The organism is Thermogemmatispora tikiterensis, from assembly GCF_003268475.1.
In the GTDB taxonomy this organism is placed as follows: domain Bacteria; phylum Chloroflexota; class Ktedonobacteria; order Ktedonobacterales; family Ktedonobacteraceae; genus Thermogemmatispora; species Thermogemmatispora tikiterensis.
The window spans coordinates 4,544,270-4,562,756 of sequence record NZ_MCIF01000002.1; the positions used below are offsets into that span (position 1 = coordinate 4,544,270).

14 protein-coding genes are annotated in these 18,487 nt (G+C 62.8%); 6 read left to right on the forward strand and 8 right to left on the reverse strand.

Features of this window, described 5'->3' with window-relative positions; genetic code table 11:
• Positions 1 to 245 precede the first annotated feature (245 nt).
• Positions 246 to 1,112 (reverse strand): Yip1 family protein, encoded by an 867-nt coding sequence (locus A4R35_RS18215; protein ID WP_112431837.1) that lies wholly within the window; start codon positions 1,110 to 1,112, stop codon positions 246 to 248.
• A 343-nt stretch (positions 1,113 to 1,455) separates the two neighbouring features.
• On the opposite strand from A4R35_RS18215, the gene A4R35_RS18220 reads away from it, so the two are divergent.
• Positions 1,456 to 2,259, forward strand: a complete 804-nt coding sequence (locus tag A4R35_RS18220) for a COG4280 domain-containing protein (protein ID WP_112431840.1) — start codon at positions 1,456 to 1,458, stop codon at positions 2,257 to 2,259.
• On the forward strand, positions 2,259 to 2,456 hold the full coding sequence (locus A4R35_RS18225) for a hypothetical protein (RefSeq protein ID WP_112431842.1): 198 nt from the start codon (positions 2,259 to 2,261) through the stop codon (positions 2,454 to 2,456). The genes A4R35_RS18220 and A4R35_RS18225 overlap by 1 nt, the downstream gene beginning before the upstream one ends.
• A gap of 133 nt (positions 2,457 to 2,589) precedes the next feature.
• On the opposite strand, the gene A4R35_RS18230 is transcribed toward A4R35_RS18225, so the two are convergent.
• The 5 genes from A4R35_RS18230 to A4R35_RS18250 all read right to left on the reverse strand — a co-directional run bounded on the left by A4R35_RS18230 (position 2,590) and on the right by A4R35_RS18250 (position 9,758).
• Complete coding sequence (locus tag A4R35_RS18230) at positions 2,590 to 4,011, reverse strand: selenium-binding family protein (protein WP_112431844.1); 1,422 nt, start codon at positions 4,009 to 4,011, stop codon at positions 2,590 to 2,592.
• Between the two features lie 181 nt (positions 4,012 to 4,192).
• Entirely contained in the window at positions 4,193 to 5,368 is a 1,176-nt protein-coding gene (locus A4R35_RS18235; protein ID WP_112431846.1) for a 2-isopropylmalate synthase, read from the reverse strand.
• Positions 5,369 to 5,723: 355 nt separating this feature from the next.
• Positions 5,724 to 6,722, reverse strand: a complete 999-nt coding sequence (locus A4R35_RS18240; RefSeq protein ID WP_223258392.1) for a carboxylesterase family protein — start codon at positions 6,720 to 6,722, stop codon at positions 5,724 to 5,726.
• Positions 6,649 to 8,139 carry an acyltransferase gene (locus A4R35_RS18245; protein ID WP_112431848.1) on the reverse strand — a complete coding sequence of 497 codons (1,491 nt, stop codon included), beginning with the start codon at positions 8,137 to 8,139 and terminating at the stop codon, positions 6,649 to 6,651. The genes A4R35_RS18240 and A4R35_RS18245 overlap by 74 nt, the downstream gene beginning before the upstream one ends.
• A gap of 2 nt (positions 8,140 to 8,141) precedes the next feature.
• The gene (locus tag A4R35_RS18250; protein ID WP_112431850.1) at positions 8,142 to 9,758 is read right to left on the reverse strand and encodes an AMP-binding protein; all 1,617 of its coding nucleotides are present in this window, start codon (positions 9,756 to 9,758) and stop codon (positions 8,142 to 8,144) included.
• A 486-nt stretch (positions 9,759 to 10,244) separates the two neighbouring features.
• On the opposite strand from A4R35_RS18250, the gene A4R35_RS18255 reads away from it, so the two are divergent.
• Together A4R35_RS18255 and A4R35_RS18260 are read left to right on the forward strand one after the other, a co-directional pair.
• Entirely contained in the window at positions 10,245 to 10,952 is a 708-nt protein-coding gene (locus A4R35_RS18255; RefSeq protein WP_112431852.1) for a response regulator transcription factor, read from the forward strand.
• 3 nt (positions 10,953 to 10,955) lie between these two features.
• Complete coding sequence (locus A4R35_RS18260; protein WP_112431854.1) at positions 10,956 to 12,548, forward strand: sensor histidine kinase; 1,593 nt, start codon at positions 10,956 to 10,958, stop codon at positions 12,546 to 12,548.
• A gap of 118 nt (positions 12,549 to 12,666) precedes the next feature.
• Here A4R35_RS18260 and A4R35_RS18265 read toward each other — a convergent pair whose 3' ends face one another.
• Both A4R35_RS18265 and A4R35_RS18270 read right to left on the reverse strand, forming a co-directional pair.
• Entirely contained in the window at positions 12,667 to 13,614 is a 948-nt protein-coding gene (locus A4R35_RS18265) for a PLP-dependent cysteine synthase family protein (protein WP_112431856.1), read from the reverse strand.
• Between the two features lie 36 nt (positions 13,615 to 13,650).
• Positions 13,651 to 15,153, reverse strand: a complete 1,503-nt coding sequence (locus tag A4R35_RS18270) for a pyridoxal phosphate-dependent decarboxylase family protein (protein WP_112431858.1) — start codon at positions 15,151 to 15,153, stop codon at positions 13,651 to 13,653.
• A gap of 252 nt (positions 15,154 to 15,405) precedes the next feature.
• Here A4R35_RS18270 and A4R35_RS18275 point away from each other — a divergent pair, with 252 nt between their 5' ends.
• Entirely contained in the window at positions 15,406 to 16,665 is a 1,260-nt protein-coding gene (locus A4R35_RS18275; RefSeq protein ID WP_189362011.1) for a TQO small subunit DoxD, read from the forward strand.
• A 363-nt stretch (positions 16,666 to 17,028) separates the two neighbouring features.
• On the forward strand, positions 17,029 to 18,438 hold the full coding sequence (gene leuC / locus A4R35_RS18280; protein WP_112431862.1) for a 3-isopropylmalate dehydratase large subunit: 1,410 nt from the start codon (positions 17,029 to 17,031) through the stop codon (positions 18,436 to 18,438).
• Positions 18,439 to 18,487: the final 49 nt, after the last annotated feature.

The following is an 18,487-nucleotide window of genomic DNA, read 5'->3' on the forward strand; positions in this document are numbered from 1 at the left end:
GCCAGGAGACGGTCCACCCGCGAGGGAACCCATCTCTGACTTACTCACTTGCCGATATGCTGGCTCTGCCCACAGCAGAACAGCCCATCCTGGCATAATAGCATGAGCCGGGCTGCCTGTCGACCGCTGCTGGCCCGATCGGGGACCTGGTCTACCGATCTTGAGCGATTCTAGAGAAACGATCTGGTCACGCTCGTCACTCTCTCCTCCTCTTCGGCTGGCCTTCCTACCCGCCTGCCACTTAGTTAGTAGGTGGAGTTAAGTGAGGCGGCAATCATGGCTGCCAGGATGGTGGCGCCGCAGCAGGCCAGCAGCAAGAGACCGCCAGTGGGGATCAGCACCGCGGCGCTTGCCGGACCGCCCTGCAGGCGCTGGCTGCCCATCGTGGCAAAGACGAGCAGAACAAGGGCATAGATGAGGGCGATGATCTCCACAATCAAGCCGAGAATGCTCACGAAGGGGATGATCCCGATGATGCTGCAGATGATGAAGAGAGTTAGCAGTGGCCCGTAGATGAGCATGCTGCTGTAGCATTGCTGCAGAAAACTGCCCTGTCCCTTGAAGGCCCTGGCCAGCAAATAGATCAGCCCTTGAAGAATAAAGAAGCTGCCGACCAGCAAGATAAGGGAAATGAGCGAAGAGAGAAGAGAGCCAGCGACGCTGGCCGAACTCGCCAGTGCTCTGTAGGCGCTGGGTAAGATGCTCGCCAGCAAGGCACTGGAGGCCAGCCTGGTAAAGAAGGTAATGATGGCATACAGTACTGAGAGTCCCAGCAGCTGTACCCAAATGATATCCCAGGAAGCCTTCCCCAGCTCTTGGGCAAAGGTCTCTGCCGACGGATGCGAGATCACGCGCATGTACTGACGTGGTAGCTCGCGCAGGGCCTGCTCCAACGGTAGCGGCGTGGCCATGACCGGTGGATAGGGGCCGGGCTGCCCGCCATAGTAGGTCGGTGGCATATAGGGGTTCACCGGCGGCTGCCCATAGGGATTGACTGGCGGCCCATAGGGATTAGCGGGTGGTGGTGTGGGTGAGGCAGGTGTCTCATAGGGGTTAGGTGGCGGTGTAGGCTGCTGTGGCACTTGCCCTCCCTGGTTGGGGTCCCAACTCATCGATGTAAGCTCCTTTCCAGCTTCTCACAAGAGATCAATCAATCCATCAGATGAATGGATACAGGCTTCTCAATGATAACATAACGTTATAGGTTGCGTCTACTACAATTGCTCATCCCTTTGCTTGCCAGAGCAGTCGTATTATGCCTATAATCAGGGAGAAAAACTTGCTCAGCGGCGCGTCCGTCTCTTCGTCTCCTCTTCTCATGTGCGCCCCTGTCGCTTCGCTCAGCGCGGGGCTATCCCGTGTGATCGGTGGCTGCCTGTGAGGCGGCTCTGCCTTGCCAGAGCGCGTTAGGGGTGGCTCTCATCCTTGTTTAGACAGAAAGGGGAACAGCTCTCTATGGCCTGGGCGATTCTGACTGCTGCCTTCCTGGCCTCGGCGGTCGAATTTGTCGAAGCCTTCACCATTGTGCTCGTTGTGGGATTGACTATCAACTGGCGCAGCTCGCTGGTCGGAACTGTCGCCGCCGCTGCCACGCTGGCCTTGCTGGTGGGGGCCCTGGGTTTGGCTCTCGTCTACTGGATTCCGCTGGCCCTGCTGCGTCTCGTGATCGGCATCCTGCTTATTCTCTTTGGCCTCAAATGGCTCAAGAAGGCTATTCTACGCTATAGTGGCCTCAAGCCGCTGCACGACGAGGAGGCTATCTTTGAGGAACAGATGGCGACCCTGCGGGCGCGCGGCGAGCAGCCACGCCCGCGTCTGGAGCCGTTTGGCGTGGCTCTCTCCTACAAGACCGTCTTGCTAGAGGGGCTGGAGGTGGCTTTTATCGTGATCTCCTTTGGCAGTAGCGCCATCACTCCCAGCTGCAGCGCCAGCTGCGCCCTTGGCACGGCGGCCCTCGGCGCCAGCGCTGCCGGGCTGTTGGTGGTGCTCGTTGGCCTGCTGCTGCAGGCCCCGCTCAAGCGTGTCCCGGAGAATACGCTCAAGTTTCTGGTCGGCATCATGCTGACGACCTTCGGCACCTTCTGGAGCGGCGAGGGTTTGGGTATCAACTGGCCGCTAGAGGATGCTTTTCTGCTGGTGCTGGCCGCCTTCTATTTGCTTTGCTCCGCCCTGCTGGTGCTCTGGCTCAAGGACCAGGCCCGTCGGCGTGTCGCTCCGGGCTTCAGCTCCGCCAGTCTGCCTGAGAGAGGAGGCCGCTGATGCTGCCGCGACTGCTCAGGCCGCTGCGGGCCTTGTACCAGTTTCTCGTGGGCGATCCGCTCATTCTCAGTGGGGTGGTTCTGCTCTTCGTCCTGCTTTTGCTGCTGCCGGTGGGCCTGGCCCCACTCCATGCGGTGCTCCTGGTAGTGGCCCTACCCGTGATTCTGGCCGCCTCGCTCTGGCGTGAGCTGCACTAGCGCCCTGAGAGAGGCGTGACAAAGTCTAGCGAGGCGGACCTGCGTGGAGTGGAGTTCCTTTCCTTGTCCCACCCGGGTCCGCCTCGTGACAGAGGAAGGGAGTGCTGCAAGGACAGTGACCGCCTTGGGCGAGCTAGATCCAGATGTCTGAGGTGCAGTCGCCGCCGGGATAGCGCATCTCATGGGCGCGCGCTGGCCCCGCTGGCTCCTGACCGAAGTCGACGTAGAAGTTCTCGTTGATCTGCATGCCGCCGTGCTCGGGATCGCAGTCGATCTGCAGCAGGTAGGAGCCACGCCTGGCCAACTCGGGATAGAATTGATTGTCCCAACTGCTGTAGAGCGAGTTTGTCACGTAGAGCCGCCGTCCGTCCAGGCTCAGCTGCAGCATCTGCGGTCCGCCGACCAGCTCGTGGCCTTTGACCGGCTGGGCCTTGCCGAGCAGGCCGCCGCACCAGACCTGGCCAGTCAGGCGTGGATGGGCCGGATCGCTGATGTCGTACTGGCGGATATCGCCGTGCAGCCAGTTCGAGAAATACAGGTAGCGGTCGTCCATTGAGACCAGCAGGTCGGTGATGAGCGAGGGGACCGGGAAGGGCCAGCCCTCCAGTTCGACCGAGGGAACCTCGATCACCGGCTGCACTTGCCAGCTCCCATTGGCGCGCTCCCAGTGCCAGATGACGCTGCTGAGGGCGGCGCCGACAAAGCCATGCGTGCTGTCGGGATTGTGGTGGAAGCGCACCTCCAGCGGGATCAGCCCTTTGTCGCCCAGGTCGACGCTCTGAACGATCTCATGACGCTGCCAGTCCCAGAAATGGATCTGGCGCCCGTATTTGCCGGCCTGGACATCCTCTAGATTGAAACCGTCGAAGTAGGTCTTCGGCGCCCCCCACTCGCTGCTGACCATGACGTTGTGCCGCGGCTGATACCAGAAGTCGTAGTTGTAGCGCATACCGTCGGCCTTCTGCTCCCAGCGCCCGGCGATGCGAAACTCCTCGTCGAGGAGCAGAAAGCCGCCAGGGCCGTTACCCTCGCCGTCGCCCAGCATCGAAATCATAACGTGTCCGTCGGGCAAACAGTGCACGGTATGAGGGGCGCTCAGGTTGGTCTTGGCCTTGATCTCCTCCGGCTCAATGACTTTGTGCAACCTGGGGGCCCGCTCGTCCTGAGCGTCGACGATGTAGATACGGCTGGAGCGATTGCCCGGGATGACCAGGAAGCGCCGCGACTTGTGGGCGTCGCCGTGGCAGGAGCTACAGGCGTTCCAGCCGAAGTGATGCAGCTCATCGCCGACGTAGGGCATGACGGTGCGATGAATCACCTGCGAATAGGTGGGCGAGTCGGGATCAACGTCAACGGTGGCCAGGTAGTCGGGAGCTTCAACGCCGGTGCCAACGTGCAGGGCAATGGTATAGAGCACCTTCTCGCGCGGCCCTCGGGTAGCCTCTTCAGGCGAGGCATAACCCGGCCCACAGGCAGCACCGTTGTGCTCATGGTGCTCATGATGCTCATGCTCTGCTGGATGGTGGGCATGCTCGTGATGTTCTCCAGCACTCATGATTCTCTCCTCCGGCTTGACCTCTTCCAGGCCGGCGGGCCGGGCGCCCTGGCTGGCTGATCAAGCTCAGGCCCGTCGGCGTTCGTTCCTACAACCCATTACATGATTTAGTTTATCCAGAAAATCAACAATATGCAAGAGGAGAAAAGCGCCGCCAGGACAGGCGGCGCCGTAGCGAGCACTACTTCATTGCTGTTTCGGCGATGTAGCGCAGGTCCAGCTCCTCCAGTTCGCGCTTCTTCCCGAGCAGCAGCTTGGCCATCTCGAAGGCGCGATTGAGCTGCTCCTGTTCGAGGGTATAGCCCAGCTCGCGCATCTGGGCGGCGAGGGCGGCGCGGCCCGAGAGCTTCCCCATGCGAATGCGGCGCTCGGTGGGGCTCAGGCCGATTGACTCAGGGGTCATGATCTCGTAGGTGCGGGCATCCTTGAGCACCCCATCCTGATGGATGCCGCCGCCGTGGCTGAAGGCGTTCTGACCCACGATGGCCTTGGTCCACTGGGGCTGCATGCCCGAGTATTTGGCGATCAGGCGGCTGGTAGGAATAATCTTAGTGGTATCGACGCGCACATCCAGGCCCAGGTCTGCCGAGCGTGTGCGGATGGCCATCACCACCTCCTCGGTAGCGGCATTGCCGGCGCGCTCTCCCAGGCCGTTGAAAGAGGTATCGACGCGCTCCGCGCCGTTGCGCAGGCCCTCCAGGGCGTTGGCCACGGCCAGACCGAGATCGTTGTGGCAGTGAGCCGAGATGCGGATCGTCGGAAACTCGCGCTTGAGGTCAGCGATCAGCTGGCCGAACTCCCAGGGCAGGGCGTAGCCCACGGTGTCGCAGATGGTGACGAAGCGCACGCCCTCCTTGAGGATGGCTTCGCAGACTTCCAGAATGAAATCGTGCTCGGTGCGCGTCGTATCTTCGAGGGCGAAATCGACGGTGTCGGTCAGGGTGCGGGCGTAGGCCACGGCGGTGCGGGCCATCTCCAGCACTTCCTGGCGGCTCTTGCCCAGCTTGACCTGGCGATGGATGGGGGAGACGCTGATGAATGGCTCGATCACCGGATGGGCGGCCACTTTGACGGCCTCCCAGGCGGCCTCAATGTCGCCCCTGACGGCGCGGGCAATGGCGCAGATCTCAGCGTTCTCGACCTGCGAGGCGATCAGGCGCACGGCCTCGAATTCGCTCGGTGAGGAGACCGGAAAGCCGACATCCAGGGTATCGAAGCCCATGTCGGCCAAAGCCCGGGCGATCTCTAGCTTCTCTTCGGGGAAGTAATTGACGCCGGGGGTCTGTTCGCCATCGCGCAGGGTGGTTTCATAGAATTTGACGATGCGTGGTTGCGGTCGCTGTGGCTGGGTCGTCATTGTTCTCTCCTTACTGCAATGTAACACACTGCCTGCGCGCCCTTGCGCAGAGCAGCGAGTGAACACGCGAGAAGCAAGACAGGAGACGCTCGCTCAACTCCGCCTGCGCCCATGTGGACCCACCCTTGCCCTCCCTTCCTCGCTCTTCCTCAGCTTCTGCTATTTGCCGGTCTCCCTGTCATCTGTAGACATTATATGCCTCTCCTTGAAGGGGAGGCAAGCGCCGCTCTGTCCAGCGGGAACCGGGCCGGGCAGAGCGGCGGCGTCTCGTCTCGCCCCTTACCCATAGATACTCGTCTCGCCCCTTACCCATAGATACCTGAGAAGCGGCTGCCTGCCTACCTGCCTCCTCCGCTCAGCGGTGCTGCGAGAAGAGCCAGGGAAAGAAGTCGCTGACACGCAGGGGGCTATTTTCCAGCGAGTAGACGTAGCCCCAGACGCCGTGTCCGGCCCCGGCGAACTCGGTATAGCGAGGATGGCCGCCAACGGCGCGCAGGGCCGCGATCATGTCGCGCGAGCCGCTGACGGGCACCACTGGATCGGCGGAGCCGTGGAAGGCCCAGATCGGCAGGTCCTTGATGCGCGCGGCCAGCGAGGGATCGCCGGCGCCGGCGATGGGGGCGGCAGCGGCAAAGAGGTCAGGCCAGCGCTCAATGGCGTCCCAGGTGCCGTAGCCGCCGTTCGAGAGGCCCGTGACATAGAGGCGCGTGCGATCGATGTTGTTAGCGTACGCCTGGAGTACTCGATCGAGCAGGGCTTTGGTGAGCTGGAGCGGGATACTTGGCTGAGCTGGCTGATGATAGGAGCCGCCGTTGATGGGGACGTTGACCCATTGCTGCCCCTGTTTCATTTGTGGAACCAGGACGAAGCAGGGCCAGCGCTGCTGGATGTGTGGGTTGGCCGGCCCCTGGTAGTCGCTGCTCCAGACACGCACGTAGGACTGATTGAGCAGAAGTTGCTCATTCTGAGCAGCGGTATAGTAGGGTAGACTGCGCTCGCCTCCGCCGTGGAGGAGTAGGACCAGCGGGTACCGTTGCTGGGGATTGAGCGGCTGGGGCACATACAGGTAGTAGACCAGGCTGTTGCCCCCTTGCGAGAAGATGTGCGCAGTGAAGCCCAGGTAGTTGAGGCCAGGCAGGGCTGGGGAGAGCAGAGAGGCGCTCGCTGTAGGAGCCGGCGTCAGGCGCCGACTCGTCAGCGGCTCCTGCTGCTCATCGCGATGAGACTGGATTGCCAGCGGTGAGGCAACGCTGCGGCGCAGGCCGAGGGGGCCGCGCAGGCTATAGAGCGTGGCGCTCATCAGACAGGCCAGGGCCAGCACTATCAAGACTATGGTTTTTGTGCGCTTGCTCATAGCGGGCCAGTGCTCCAGACCGGAGATCTTGAGGCGCGGAAACGCCAGCGGTATCTGTGGGGCCGGTCTGCGAGACTGCCGGCACGAGGGCGATGGTTGCTTTTGCTGCTGGAGCCGGCTGCCTTCTGCCGGCGTCGGGCAGGGCCTCGGCTTTGCTCTCCTCCCTCTGACTCTGATGGCCGCCAGCGGCGCGGGCGTGAGGCCGCGGCCCCGCACGCCCTACCAGACGGCTGAGCCAGGGTGTGTACATAAGCGCACTACTGACCGCCAGCGAGAGCGCGGCAACGGCACACCAGAGCAGGACCACACGCAGGGCAACAGGCCAGCTGCCTGGTAGCAGGGGTAGCAAGCGGCCAAGCAGTTGGTTGAGAATCAAGACATGGATCAGGTAAACACCGAAGGAGGCGTCCGAGCAGAGGCTCCAGAGGCGCACGCTCAGGCGCTTGTTGATCTCCTGACTGGGCAGACCTGCCAGTCCTCTTGCCCAACGGGCGCAAAGCCAAAGGGCCAGGCCGATAACCGCTACGCTATAGAATACCATACTTGGCTGCAAGACAGAAGTAGCGTAGCCCATTGACTCGTGATAGACGCTGATCTGCTGGGCAAAGTGGACCCAGAGGGCCAGCAAAGTCAGGGCGAAGAGGCCCATGATCAGGCGCGCGTGCCGCAAGACAAAACGACGTACCTGCTCGAAATGGAGGGCCGCCAGTCCACCCAGCACAAAGTAGAACTGATACATCAGAACGAAGCGATCTTGATAGACGGCCACCGTGTGCCAGAAAGCGTTGCCGCTGCGCTGCACGGTATGGTAGTCGACGTAGAAGAGCAGGACCTGCAGCACGAAGCTGCCGAGGAGCAGGAGCCAGGGATGGCGATCCCAGCGTTTGAGCAGGCCCATGAAGAGCGGGAAGATCACGTAGAACTGGATGGTGAGCAGAATATAGTAGAGCTGATAGGAGGCGTTGCCCGTCGCCACATCGAAGAGGGCCGTCTTGAGAAAGGTACTCCAGGAGCTGGGGTGCGTGTTAACGACGACGTAGACCAGACTCCAGAAGACATAAGGAAAGATGACCCCCAGGCTGCGCTTCTTCCAGAACTGCCCAACTGGAAAACGGCGCCCGTTGTAGACGTAGACGAGGGCGAAGGCCGTGACGAACATGAAGATCTCGCGCGTGAAGTGGAATGAGACCAGCAGGGCGTTCTGGATGGCGTAGCCCACGCCGCTCCCATTAAGGAAGGCAGTGGCTGCCAGGACATGCACCGCGATGACACTGAGGGCGGTGCAGGCGCGCAAGGGATCAAGCTCATAGACATGCGGTCGCTTGCCGCTACCGGCTGGCGAGCTGGAGCTATGACCGTCGCTGGGGCGACGAGCGCTACTGCTGCTACTGCTGAGGCTGATACTGGTCTGACTCAAAGCTAACTCCTGACCTCCTCCCTGGCGATCTGCTGTAGCTCGCGCCGCGCTTGCTCACGGGTGCGCAGCAGGCGGCGGTCGATCTTGCCAGTGGCATTGCGCGGCAACTCGGGCAGGATCAGGTAGTCGACGGGGACGCGCGGTGGACTGAGGCGCTGGCGGGCATAGCTGCGCAGCTCCTCGACGCTGAGCTGGCGGCCTTCTTGCAGGCTCAGGTATGCCACGACGACCTCTCCGTAGAGCGGGTCGGGTCGTCCAACGACGGCGACCTCGCGCACCGCCGGGTGTTCCTGCAGGGTCTCCTCGATCTCGCGTGGGGCGATGTTCTCGCCGCCGCGGTTGATGACCTCGCGCAGCCGCCCCTTGATGAAGAGATAGCCGTCCTCGTCGAAGTAGCCCAGATCACCGGTGCGGAACCAGCCGTTCTGGAAAGAGGAAGCACCGGCGCCATCCTCGTAGGCGCGGATGACGTTGGGGCCGGAGATGCAGATCTCGCCCACCTCGCCAGGCGGTAGATCGTACAGCTCTTCGTCTTCCTGACTCTGGCTGCGAGCGTCGCCGCGCGGCAGGCAGATGCGCATGGCCACACCGGTCGGACGGCCCACCGAGCCGGCCTTATGCAGCGCGGGCGGCAAGGGATTCGCCGCGACCTGGCTGCCGGCCTCCGACAGTCCGTAGGTCTCGATCAGAGGAATGCCAAAGCGCTCTTCGAAGGCACGCAGGTTGGCCGGCGGCAGCGGGGCCGAGGCGCTGCGCGCGAAGCGCAGCCGGCCTGGCAGAAAGGCCGGGCACTCCTCGCTTTCGAGCAGCAAGGCCACAATGGTGGGCACGACGCTGATCCAGGTGGCTTCGTAGCGCTCGACCCAGGACCAGAAGCGTCGCCGGCTGAAGCGCGGGGCCACGATGAGCGAGGCGCCGGCCAGCAGCGAGGCACAGAGGCTGACGACGGGCGCGTTGATATGGAAGAATGGCAGGGTGGTCAGGCCGCGATCGGCGCTGGTCAGGGCGTGACTGCGGCGCACCTGCTCGGCGGTCCAGGTGATCTGGCGCTCGCTGAGGGCCAGCCACTTCGGCTCTCCTGTGCTGCCGGAGGTACTCAGGTAGACGCGTCCCTCGCGTACCGGCAGAGGCCGAGCTGGCTCTGGAGCATGGCTGACGAGGGCGGTGAGTTGGGAGGCCGTGAAGAGACGTGCGCTGGAGGGCAGGAGCCGGGCGCTCCAGGCGCTCTCTCCTTCATCGGCGGCACAGAGCAGGCTCGGATGCTGACGCGCCAGCAGGCGCCGGGCCTCGTCAGCGCTGGCCGCCGGTGGAACGGGGATCAGGTCATAGCCGCTGCTGAGGGCTGTCAGCCAGATCAAACCGCTGAGCAGACTGCCCGGCAGGGCGAGCATGATGCGCTGGGGTGGCGGACCGAAGAGCTGACGCAGAAGGGCCAGTCCCGCCAGCGCCTGGCTGTAGCTCAGCTCTTTGCCGCTCTCGGCCTCGATGAGTAGGACCTTGTTCGGCGTCTGACGGGCGCCGTGCTGCAGGCTGGCCAGGAGACGACCAGGCGTGAGTACAGTCCGCGAGAGGGGCGTTGGCCCGATATTTCTCGTTGGTGGTAGGCTGATAGTAGTCATAGACGTATCCGTTCCTGAGAGAGATTATCTCTGCGTTGCTGCAATCAGACAGACAACCTGCAAGCGAATCACGTTGCTTTGCTTTGCCTGAGATAGGGCAGCTGGATTGACACCATAGTGAGCACAGCTTTTGAGTAGCACAAGCATTGTCTTTTGAAACTGCCATTCATCTTGCCACCTGGGGCTGAAAAAAGGCCGCAGCGAGCCTGAAAATTCGCTGAAATGGCGTCGCTGGCAGCTCTACAAGCGCTCTCGTCGCTGAGGCTGGCCGTAAGAAAAATGGGCGGCGCACCCGCTGCAGGGGGATGAAAGGAAGGGAAAAGGGGGGATTCAGCGAATTTTCAGCCGGGCTTGCTATATACCATGCAGGTATTGTTCACTATCCCTGGGGGCTGGCAGGTTTGCCACTTCAGGCCCCCCTGAGCGTATAGGAAGAAGAGAGCGTCTGCTTTGGCACTTGTATAAGATAGGGCACAGGATTTCAGCATGCTGGCGAGCAATAAGGAGCATAACGGTAGCAAGAGCAAGCAACCATCGGTCCTGATTGTCGATGATGAGCCGCAGATCATAGACTTTCTCCAGATGGGGTTTGTCTACGAAGGCTTTCAGGTGCTGGTGGCCACCAGTGGGCCGGAGGCGGTGCGCATGGCCACGCAGCATCAGCCGGATATCATCATTCTGGATATCATGCTGCCCGGCTGCGATGGCCTGGAGGTCACGCGCCAGCTACGGCGCAGTCACGATATCCCGATTATCATGCTCACGGCCCGCGACGAGGTTGACGACCGCGTGGCCGGGCTGGACTGCGGCGCCGACGACTACCTGACCAAGCCCTTCGCCTTTCGCGAGCTGATGGCGCGCACGCGGGCCGTGCTGCGCCGTCACGGCAACAACGTCGCCGACATACTCTCGTTCCAGGACATTACGCTTGACCGGGGCACTCATACCGTCACCCTGCGCGGTGAGCCAGTCGAGCTGACGCCGCGCGAGTTCAGCCTGCTAGAGCTGTTCCTGATGCATCCGCGTCAGGTCCTCTCGCGCGACACCATTCTCTCGCGCGTCTGGGGCTATGACTACGTCGGAGACGACAACATTGTCGAGGTTTACGTCCGCCATCTGCGCGAGAAGCTGCACGACAATCCGCCACGCTTGCTGCAAACGGTGCGGGGTATTGGCTATACCCTGCGAGGCTAAAGCATGAAGAAGCGCGCCAATCGTCTGTCGCGACTCTTACGCCACGTGCCGATCCGCTGGCGCCTGGTGCTGGTCTCTCTTGGCCTCTTGACCCTCCTGCTCGGCTCGCTCGGAGTGATCATCTCCCTGATTGCCGAACAAGACCTGCTCTCTAATCAGGTCGACGTCCTCTGCAACGAGGCCCAGGTGGCCATCAAAGGCATCATGAAAGGCAACCAGGATCACCCTTTCCGCCTCTCGTACACCTTTTTGCCGCCGGAAAAGCCTTCGACGGACTTTCTCTATACCGCCTCGACGCTGGCTTTTCGCCTCGTGAGTCCCAGCACCAATGCCGCCATTTTGGCCACCGACGGTAGTGTACTGGTGCCGGGCAGCAGCTCCCCCTTTGCCTTGCAACCTATCGATGTGCCGCCTGCGCAGGTGCAACAGGCCCTGCAGCGCGATGACCAGCGCCCCCCCTATCTGGTGCTCAAGGGGGCCAATGGGCAGCCGCAGCTGGTCGTCTTCCTGCCCCTGGTCGATACCTTCCGCGATCACACGCTGGGCATTCTCCAGATCAGCACCTCGACGACGCCGATCGATGATTTCCTGACAACGCTGCATCTGACGCTCTTCATGGGGGTGGTGGTCCTGCTGGGCCTGGCCACGGCCCTGATCTATCCGTTGGTGAGCGTAGCTCTGCATCCGCTGGTCGAGATCGAGCGTACCAGCCAGCGCATTGCTCAGGGCGAGCTGTCGATGCGTATCGAGCCACCGCCAACGGATGATGAGATCGGGCGTCTGGCTCACTCCTTTAATCGCATGGTGGCGCGGCTGGAGGAGGCTTTCCAGCGCCAGAAGCGCTTTGTTTCAGATGTCTCCCATGAGCTGCGCACGCCGCTGACGGCTCTCAGCGGGAGTCTGGAGATGTTGCTACTGGGGGCCGATCGTGGTGACCTGGAGGCGGCGCGACGCCTGGCGCGTGGCATGTATACTGAGGTGCAGCGTCTACAGCGCATGGTGGAAGATTTGCTGGTGCTGACGCGCCTCGATGCGGGTCGCCTGGAGATGCGGCGTGAGTTGATCAGAGCCGATGACATTCTGGCAACGGTCTGTGAGCAGGCGGAGCACCTGGCGCATGGCCAGACGCTGCGCTGGAGCGTAGCCCCGGGAACACCGGCCCTGCTGGGCGATAAGGACCGTCTGCGCCAGGCTCTGCTCAATATTGTCGATAATGCCTTGAAATATACACCTGCCGAGGGAACGGTCGAGCTGCAGGCCAGTCCGGCCAGCGGTGGTCTGGTCATGCTCAGCGTGCGCGATACGGGCGAGGGGATTCCGCCCGAGGCCCTGCCACATGTCTTTGAACGTTTCTTCCGCGCCGACCCGGCCCGCAGCCGGCTGGGGAGGCGGCCCGGTGGCAGCGGCCTGGGGCTGGCCATCACTCGTGAGCTGGTGGAGGCCCAGGGCGGCAAGATCCGCCTCGATAGCCGGCTGGGCGAAGGGACCACGGTCACGATTCTCTTCCCCGCCGCTGTTGATGGACGCGCCGCGGCGCGCGGTGAGGAGACGGTGCGCAATCGCAGCCTGTCGCAGCCTGGCAGCCGCCCGTCGTGAGACCAGGTCGGTCGGTCGGCTCTGCTCGTGCTCGTCGAAGAGACAGGGGGGCGGGTGAGGGAGAGCAGCGGGAAAAAGAAAAGGGAGGGAGGGGGACGCCAGGGGAGGGCGTCCCGCCTTAGCAGAGTGAAGGTTGCAGGGTAGCTGTGGCAGTGTGCTCGCTCTGCCCCGCTGGCTGCACGAGCCAGCGCGGCTCGCTCAGGTACTTCCAGCCGCCGTCGGCCAGGATGATCACAATCTTGCCTTCTTCCATGCGCTCCGCCACGCGCAGGGCGACGTCCAACACGGCCCCGCTCGACGGACCGGCAAAGATCCCTTCTTGCTCCTTGAGCTGCAGCGTGCGCTCCCAGGCTTGTTGACTGGAGACCAGCAGGCGCTCGTCGATGACGCGCAGATCCAGCACCGGGGGGACGAAGCCATCGGCCAGGTTGCGCAAACCCTGGATGCTGTCACCCTGAACTGGTTCGGCCCCAATAATGCGGATGGCCGGGTTATGCTCCTTGAGGCGGCGGCCGATGCCAGTCAGGGTGCCGCCGGAGCCGAGGCCGGCCACCACCACGCTGACGTCGGGCAGGTCACGCAGCAGCTCCGCCCCGGTTGTCTCGTAATGGGCGGCGGGATTGGCTTCGTTCCCATATTGGAAAAGCATCACATAGCGCGGATCATCTCGCGCGATCTCCTGAGCCAGGCGAATGGCGCCGTTGCTGCCCGCCGCGCCCGGCGAGGTGATCACCGTGGCCCCGTAGAGTTCCAGCATGCGCCGCTTATCCTGTGTCCCCTTCTCCGAGACCACCGCTGTGAAGCGGTAGCCTTTCATGGTGGCGATCAGGGCCAGGGCCACGCCCGTGTTGCCGCTGGTTGGCTCCAGCAGAATGGAATCGGGCTTGAGCAGGCCACGGGCCTCGGCCTCCTCGATCATCTTGAGGGCGATGCGATCCTTGATGCTCCCCGAGGGATTGGCCCCTTCCATCTTGGCGAAGATGCGCACGCGCGGACGCGGGCTGAAACTCTTCAGCTCGATTAAGGGTGTATTACCCACTGTCTCTAGAATGCTGCTGTAATACATGGTAGAAGATATTCCCTCCTTTCAAGGGCGCCCGGCTCAGAGATCGCAGAGCGCCCTGCCGACGGTCAGCACCTCGTCGACCATTGCCTGGATGTCGGCGGCGGTTGTGGCGTAGTGCACCAGGCAGGCGCGCAGCAGCTCCTGGCCGCGCAGGCGTGTGCTGGTCAGAAAGACGCGTCCGCGACGCTGGATCTCGCGCGCCAGTTGCCGATTGAGGCGGTTGAGCAGCGTCGGCTCGTCGCGCAGGGTGGGCGGCGCGTAGCGGAAGCGTACGATGCTCAGGGGACCGCCTGAGATCAGCTCAAGCTCGGGCTGGGCCGCGACCTCATGGGCGAGCAGGCGGGCCATACTGATATTGTTGCTGATGGCGCGGGCCAGCCCGGCGCGGCCTGCTGTGCGCACCGTGGCCCAGGCATCGAGGGCGCGGAAACGGCGCGTGCGCTGTAAGGTATATTCAGACATCCAGTTGGCATCGTCCTCGTCGTCGCTCTGGGTCAGGCGGAAAGCGTCGTGGAGGGCGGAGCCGTGGCGCACAAGGGCGCAGCCGCAGTCGATGGGGACCGAGAGCCACTTATGCTGGTCGGTGGCCAGTGAGTCAACCTGGTCGATGCCGCGGTAAAGCGGAGCGACCCGCTCGTCGAGGATGCCGAAGGCGCCGTAGGCTCCGTCGACGTGCAGCCAGAGGCCCTCGGCGTGGCAGAGTTCGGCCAGCTCCTGCAGGGGATCGATGGCGCCCGTCTCGACGGTGCCAGCGGTGGCCGCCACACAGAAAGGACGCAGCCCGGCGGCCCGGTCCTCGTGGATACGGCGCTCCAGGGCCGCCAGATCCATGCGGTAGTCAGGGGTCGAGGGCACGATGTGAATCGAGGAGCTGCCCAGGCCCATTGCTTCGACCGAGCGGCGAATGCTGAAGTGGCCCTGGTCGGACTGGTAGAGCACAAATGGTGGATGGTGGCCTTGCAGGCCCTCGCGGCGCACGTTCCAGCCGTCTTGTTCGGCGGCCCAGTAGCGCGCGGCCTGCAGACAGGTAAAGTTGGCCTCGGAGCTGCCGCTGACGAAGACGCCGGCGCTGCCTTCCGTCGGGAGGCCGGCCAGCTCCATCATCCAGCGCACGGCGCAGCGCTCCAGCTCCTGGCCGGCGTGGTCGCCGATGCCACAGTTGGGGTTCATAGCTGCCGCCAGCGGTTTGAGCAGAATGCTGGCATGGGAGGGGGCCGAGTTGATCCAGCCGGCGAAGCGCGGATGGCCGTTGCCCTGGGGATAGGGCAGAATCTGCTCGCGCAGCAGTGTCAGGGTCTCCTCGAAGGGCTGTCCCTCCTCGGGCAGGCCCTGCCCACTGATCTGCTGGCGTATTTCAGCAGGCAGAGGCTGCCAGACAGGGCGCTCCTCGATACCGCTGAGGTAGCGCTCTAACTCGTCGAGAACCAGATCGCCGTAGCGACGCAGACGCTCTGGCTCAAAGGCAAGACCGGTATCGGTCCGCAAGCCTGTCACAGTCATAGTGATGAGATCTAACTCCTTTCCTTTCCCTCCAAGCATGCCACTGCTGTCTGAAATTTGGGCACAGGCTTGCTAAAAATTCGCTGAATCTGAGCCGTCCAGGAGGGTAGTTCACAGAAACTTTACATTTTTTTGTCAGTTGCTTGATCTCTCCTCAGTAAGGTAGGGGCGAAAGCGATCCGCACGGAAGGCAGCTGGCTGGCGCGGTCAGGCGGAGAGCGGAGAGCAATGGTGCTTGTCGGCCAGCCAGCCAGGAAGATGTTTTTAAGCCTGCAAGGGTGGAAGGAGACCATGACATCAGGTTCGTCTTCGAAGAAGCGGCCCGCCTATCTGGAACCGACCCAGAAGCTGCCAGCCGCGGCTCAACCCGGAAGCGGCAAAAGCAGCGGGCGATGGGGCTTTCCGAATGTGGCGCTGCTGCCCCTGCGCCTCTTTCTGGGGATCACCTTTCTCTATGCGGGCCTGCAGAAGTTCAGCGATCCACAGTTTTTTCATCCCGGTACCCCTGGCTACATCGGTAACCAGCTTATCAACTTTGCCCGCGGCTCGCCTCTCCATAATGTCCTGATTTATGTCGCGCTACCACATGCCACGGCGGTCGGCTTGCTGGTGGCCGTGGGAGAGATCGCCATTGGCATTGGCACGCTGCTCGGCTTGCTGCTGCGCCCCGCGGCGTTCGGTGGCTTGTTGCTCAGCCTGATCTTCTTCTTGACGGCAAGCTGGCATGTCTATCCCTATTTTTATGGATCGGACATCGTGTTCGTCTTTTGCTGGATTACGCTGCTCCTGGTCGGGCCACTACACAGCGGGCTGCCGAGCGTCGATGGCTATCTGCTGCAGCTCTTTGGGCCTGAAGATGGACACTGGCCCCGATCCATCTTTGCCCAGGTGCTTCTGATCGTGCTGGGAGTCAACAACGCACACGAGCTAGAGGCCTGGCTCTCCCCGTCTTCGGCGGCTGCGGTAGCGGCTCGCCCACAGGGCCAGGTGCGGCGGTCTGTTCAGTGGCAGCATCAGCGCGAGGTCCGGCGCAGTTTTATCCTGGGCCTGGCCGCTGGGGGCCTGGCCACGATTGTGCTGGGGCTGGGCAGCAGCCTGCTCTTTGTGCGCAGCTTTCTGGCCGGGCGGCAGGGGCCGGTGCGCGCTCCTCTGGTGCGGGGCGGTGCGTCGGCGACTTCCTCGTCGAGCGGAGCCTCTACGGCCACGGCGAACGCGGGAAGTGGTGCAGGCACGAGCGGCGGCACGATCATTGCCCGTAAGGCGTCTTTGGCCAGCAACAGTGCTCTTTCCTTTACGGTTCCCAGCACAGGCGATCCTGGCATTCTTGTCCATCTGCCCTCAGATCAGTTTGTTGCCTACGACGCTGTCTGCACGCATGCGGGCTGCCAGGTTGAATATGATCCTTCCAGTCAGTTGCTGATTTGCCCCTGTCACGGTGCTACTTATGATCCCGCCCAGGGGGCGCGCGTGGTGAGTGGGCCGGCCCCCGCGCCACTGAGTAGCGTCTCGATCCGCATTGATAGCGCTGGTGATATCATCGCCCTCCCCTGAGCGGACTGGGCGTCGCGCTCCGGCGCTGGGCCGCTCACTCCGGCCAGGCCGGCTCGCGCGAACCGCCTTGTCTCTCTCCCCCATTGGCGGCTCGGCGGCCTCGCCGCCCCGGGCGTCAATGGGGCTCGTGCTATTGTGAGTAACTCACCATATGAGGTAAAATAGAGGAACAGATAGAGGGCGGAAACACCATTGCCTGCTGCTTTCCCAACGTTTTTGTTTTATCCTGCTTTTTCCTGCATAGCGAGCAGAGGCTATGCGTTCAGGCAGGCCCGCCGCGCAGACAAGCCCGCGTTGGGGCAGGCTTGTTGAGCGAGCAGAGCGGCCCGCAGCCAGACTCAGACAGGAACTGGAGAGAGAAGTATGCCAAAGTCCATGTTTGAGAAGATCTGGGAGGCGCATGTTGTGCGCGACGTTCCCGGAGAGTCAACTATTCTCTATATCGACCGTCACCTGGTGCATGAGGCGACCTCGCCGCAAGCCTTCGCTGGCCTCAAGGCGGCGGGACGCAAGGTCAGGCGCCCCGATGCCACGATTGCTGTGCTTGACCACAATGTACCGACCCTCCAGGTGCGCGGCAGGCGGGTGCTGGAGCTTGTGGACCAGGCGAGCGCGCTCTGCATCACGACGATGGAGCAGCACGCCCGCGAGTTCGGCATTACGCTCTTCGATATGAACGACGAGCGTCAGGGGATCGTGCACATTATCGGCCCCGAGCAGGGCCTGACGCTTCCCGGGATGACCATCGTCTGTGGCGATTCGCACACCTCGACGCATGGGGCAGTAGGCGCGCTGGCCTTTGGCATCGGCACCAGCGAGATCGAGCATGTGCTGGCGACGCAGTGCCTGTTGCAGAAGAAGCCGCGCTCGATGAATATCCGCATCGAGGGGAGCCTTGGCCCGGGCATTACCGCCAAGGATATCGCGCTCTATATGATTGGGCGCCTGGGCACGGGCGTGGGCACGGGCCATGTGGTCGAGTTCAGCGGCTCGGCGGTGCGCAGTCTCTCGATGGAGGGCCGCATGACGCTCTGTAACATGGCCATTGAGGCGGGTGCGCGGGCTGGCATGGTGGCCCCCGATGAGACAACCTTTGCGTATCTGAAAGGCCGCCCCTTCGCTCCCAAAGGCGCCCTCTTCGAGAAGGCGGTCGAGGCCTGGAAGCAGTTGCCGAGCGATCCCGGTGCCCACTTCGATACGGTGCACGAGATCTCGATCGATGGGCTGGCCCCGCAAGTGACCTGGGGCACCAATCCGGGGATGGTGGTCGATGTGACCGGTCGGGTGCCCGATCCCGCCGATGAATCTGATCCGCAGAAGCGCCGTGCCTATGAGCGCGCCCTGGAGTATATGGGTCTGGAGCCAGGCCAGAAGATTACTGATATCCGCGTCGATACGGTCTTTATTGGCTCCTGCACGAACTCGCGCCTGGAAGACCTGCGCCTGGCGGCGCAGATGGTCAAGGGCCGCCATGTGGCGCCGGGCGTGCGGGCCCTGGTGGTGCCCGGTTCGATGCAGGTGCGGCGCATGGCTGAGGAGGAGGGCCTGGCCGATATTTTCCGCGAGGCCGGTTTCGAGTGGCGCGCCTCCGGCTGTAGCATGTGCATCGCCATGAATGGCGACCGCTTGAGCGAGGGCGAGCGCTGTGCCTCCACCAGCAACCGCAATTTCGAAGGCAGGCAGGGCAAGGGTGGACGCACCCATCTGGTGAGTCCTCCAATGGCCGCCGCCGCCGCAATCGCGGGCCACTTTGTCGATATCCGCGATTTCTAGGATCAACGGCTCTGGTCTGGACCTGACCAGCAGCGCGGACAGAGATAGC

Bases quoted from the DNA above. Each gene is read 5' to 3' on its own strand.
- A4R35_RS18215 (WP_112431837.1), bottom strand. From the start codon at position 1,112: ATGAGTTGGGACCCCAACCAGGGAGGGCAAGTGCCACAGCAGCCTACA.
- A4R35_RS18220 (WP_112431840.1), top strand. From the start codon at position 1,456: ATGGCCTGGGCGATTCTGACTGCTGCCTTCCTGGCCTCGGCGGTCGAA.
- A4R35_RS18225 (WP_112431842.1), top strand. From the start codon at position 2,259: ATGCTGCCGCGACTGCTCAGGCCGCTGCGGGCCTTGTACCAGTTTCTC.
- A4R35_RS18230 (WP_112431844.1), bottom strand. From the start codon at position 4,011: ATGAGTGCTGGAGAACATCACGAGCATGCCCACCATCCAGCAGAGCAT.
- A4R35_RS18235 (WP_112431846.1), bottom strand. From the start codon at position 5,368: ATGACGACCCAGCCACAGCGACCGCAACCACGCATCGTCAAATTCTAT.
- A4R35_RS18240 (WP_223258392.1), bottom strand. From the start codon at position 6,722: ATGAGCAAGCGCACAAAAACCATAGTCTTGATAGTGCTGGCCCTGGCC.
- A4R35_RS18250 (WP_112431850.1), bottom strand. From the start codon at position 9,758: ATGACTACTATCAGCCTACCACCAACGAGAAATATCGGGCCAACGCCC.
- A4R35_RS18255 (WP_112431852.1), top strand. From the start codon at position 10,245: ATGCTGGCGAGCAATAAGGAGCATAACGGTAGCAAGAGCAAGCAACCA.
- A4R35_RS18260 (WP_112431854.1), top strand. From the start codon at position 10,956: ATGAAGAAGCGCGCCAATCGTCTGTCGCGACTCTTACGCCACGTGCCG.
- A4R35_RS18265 (WP_112431856.1), bottom strand. From the start codon at position 13,614: ATGTATTACAGCAGCATTCTAGAGACAGTGGGTAATACACCCTTAATC.
- A4R35_RS18270 (WP_112431858.1), bottom strand. From the start codon at position 15,153: ATGCTTGGAGGGAAAGGAAAGGAGTTAGATCTCATCACTATGACTGTG.
- A4R35_RS18275 (WP_189362011.1), top strand. From the start codon at position 15,406: ATGACATCAGGTTCGTCTTCGAAGAAGCGGCCCGCCTATCTGGAACCG.
- leuC (WP_112431862.1), top strand. From the start codon at position 17,029: ATGCCAAAGTCCATGTTTGAGAAGATCTGGGAGGCGCATGTTGTGCGC.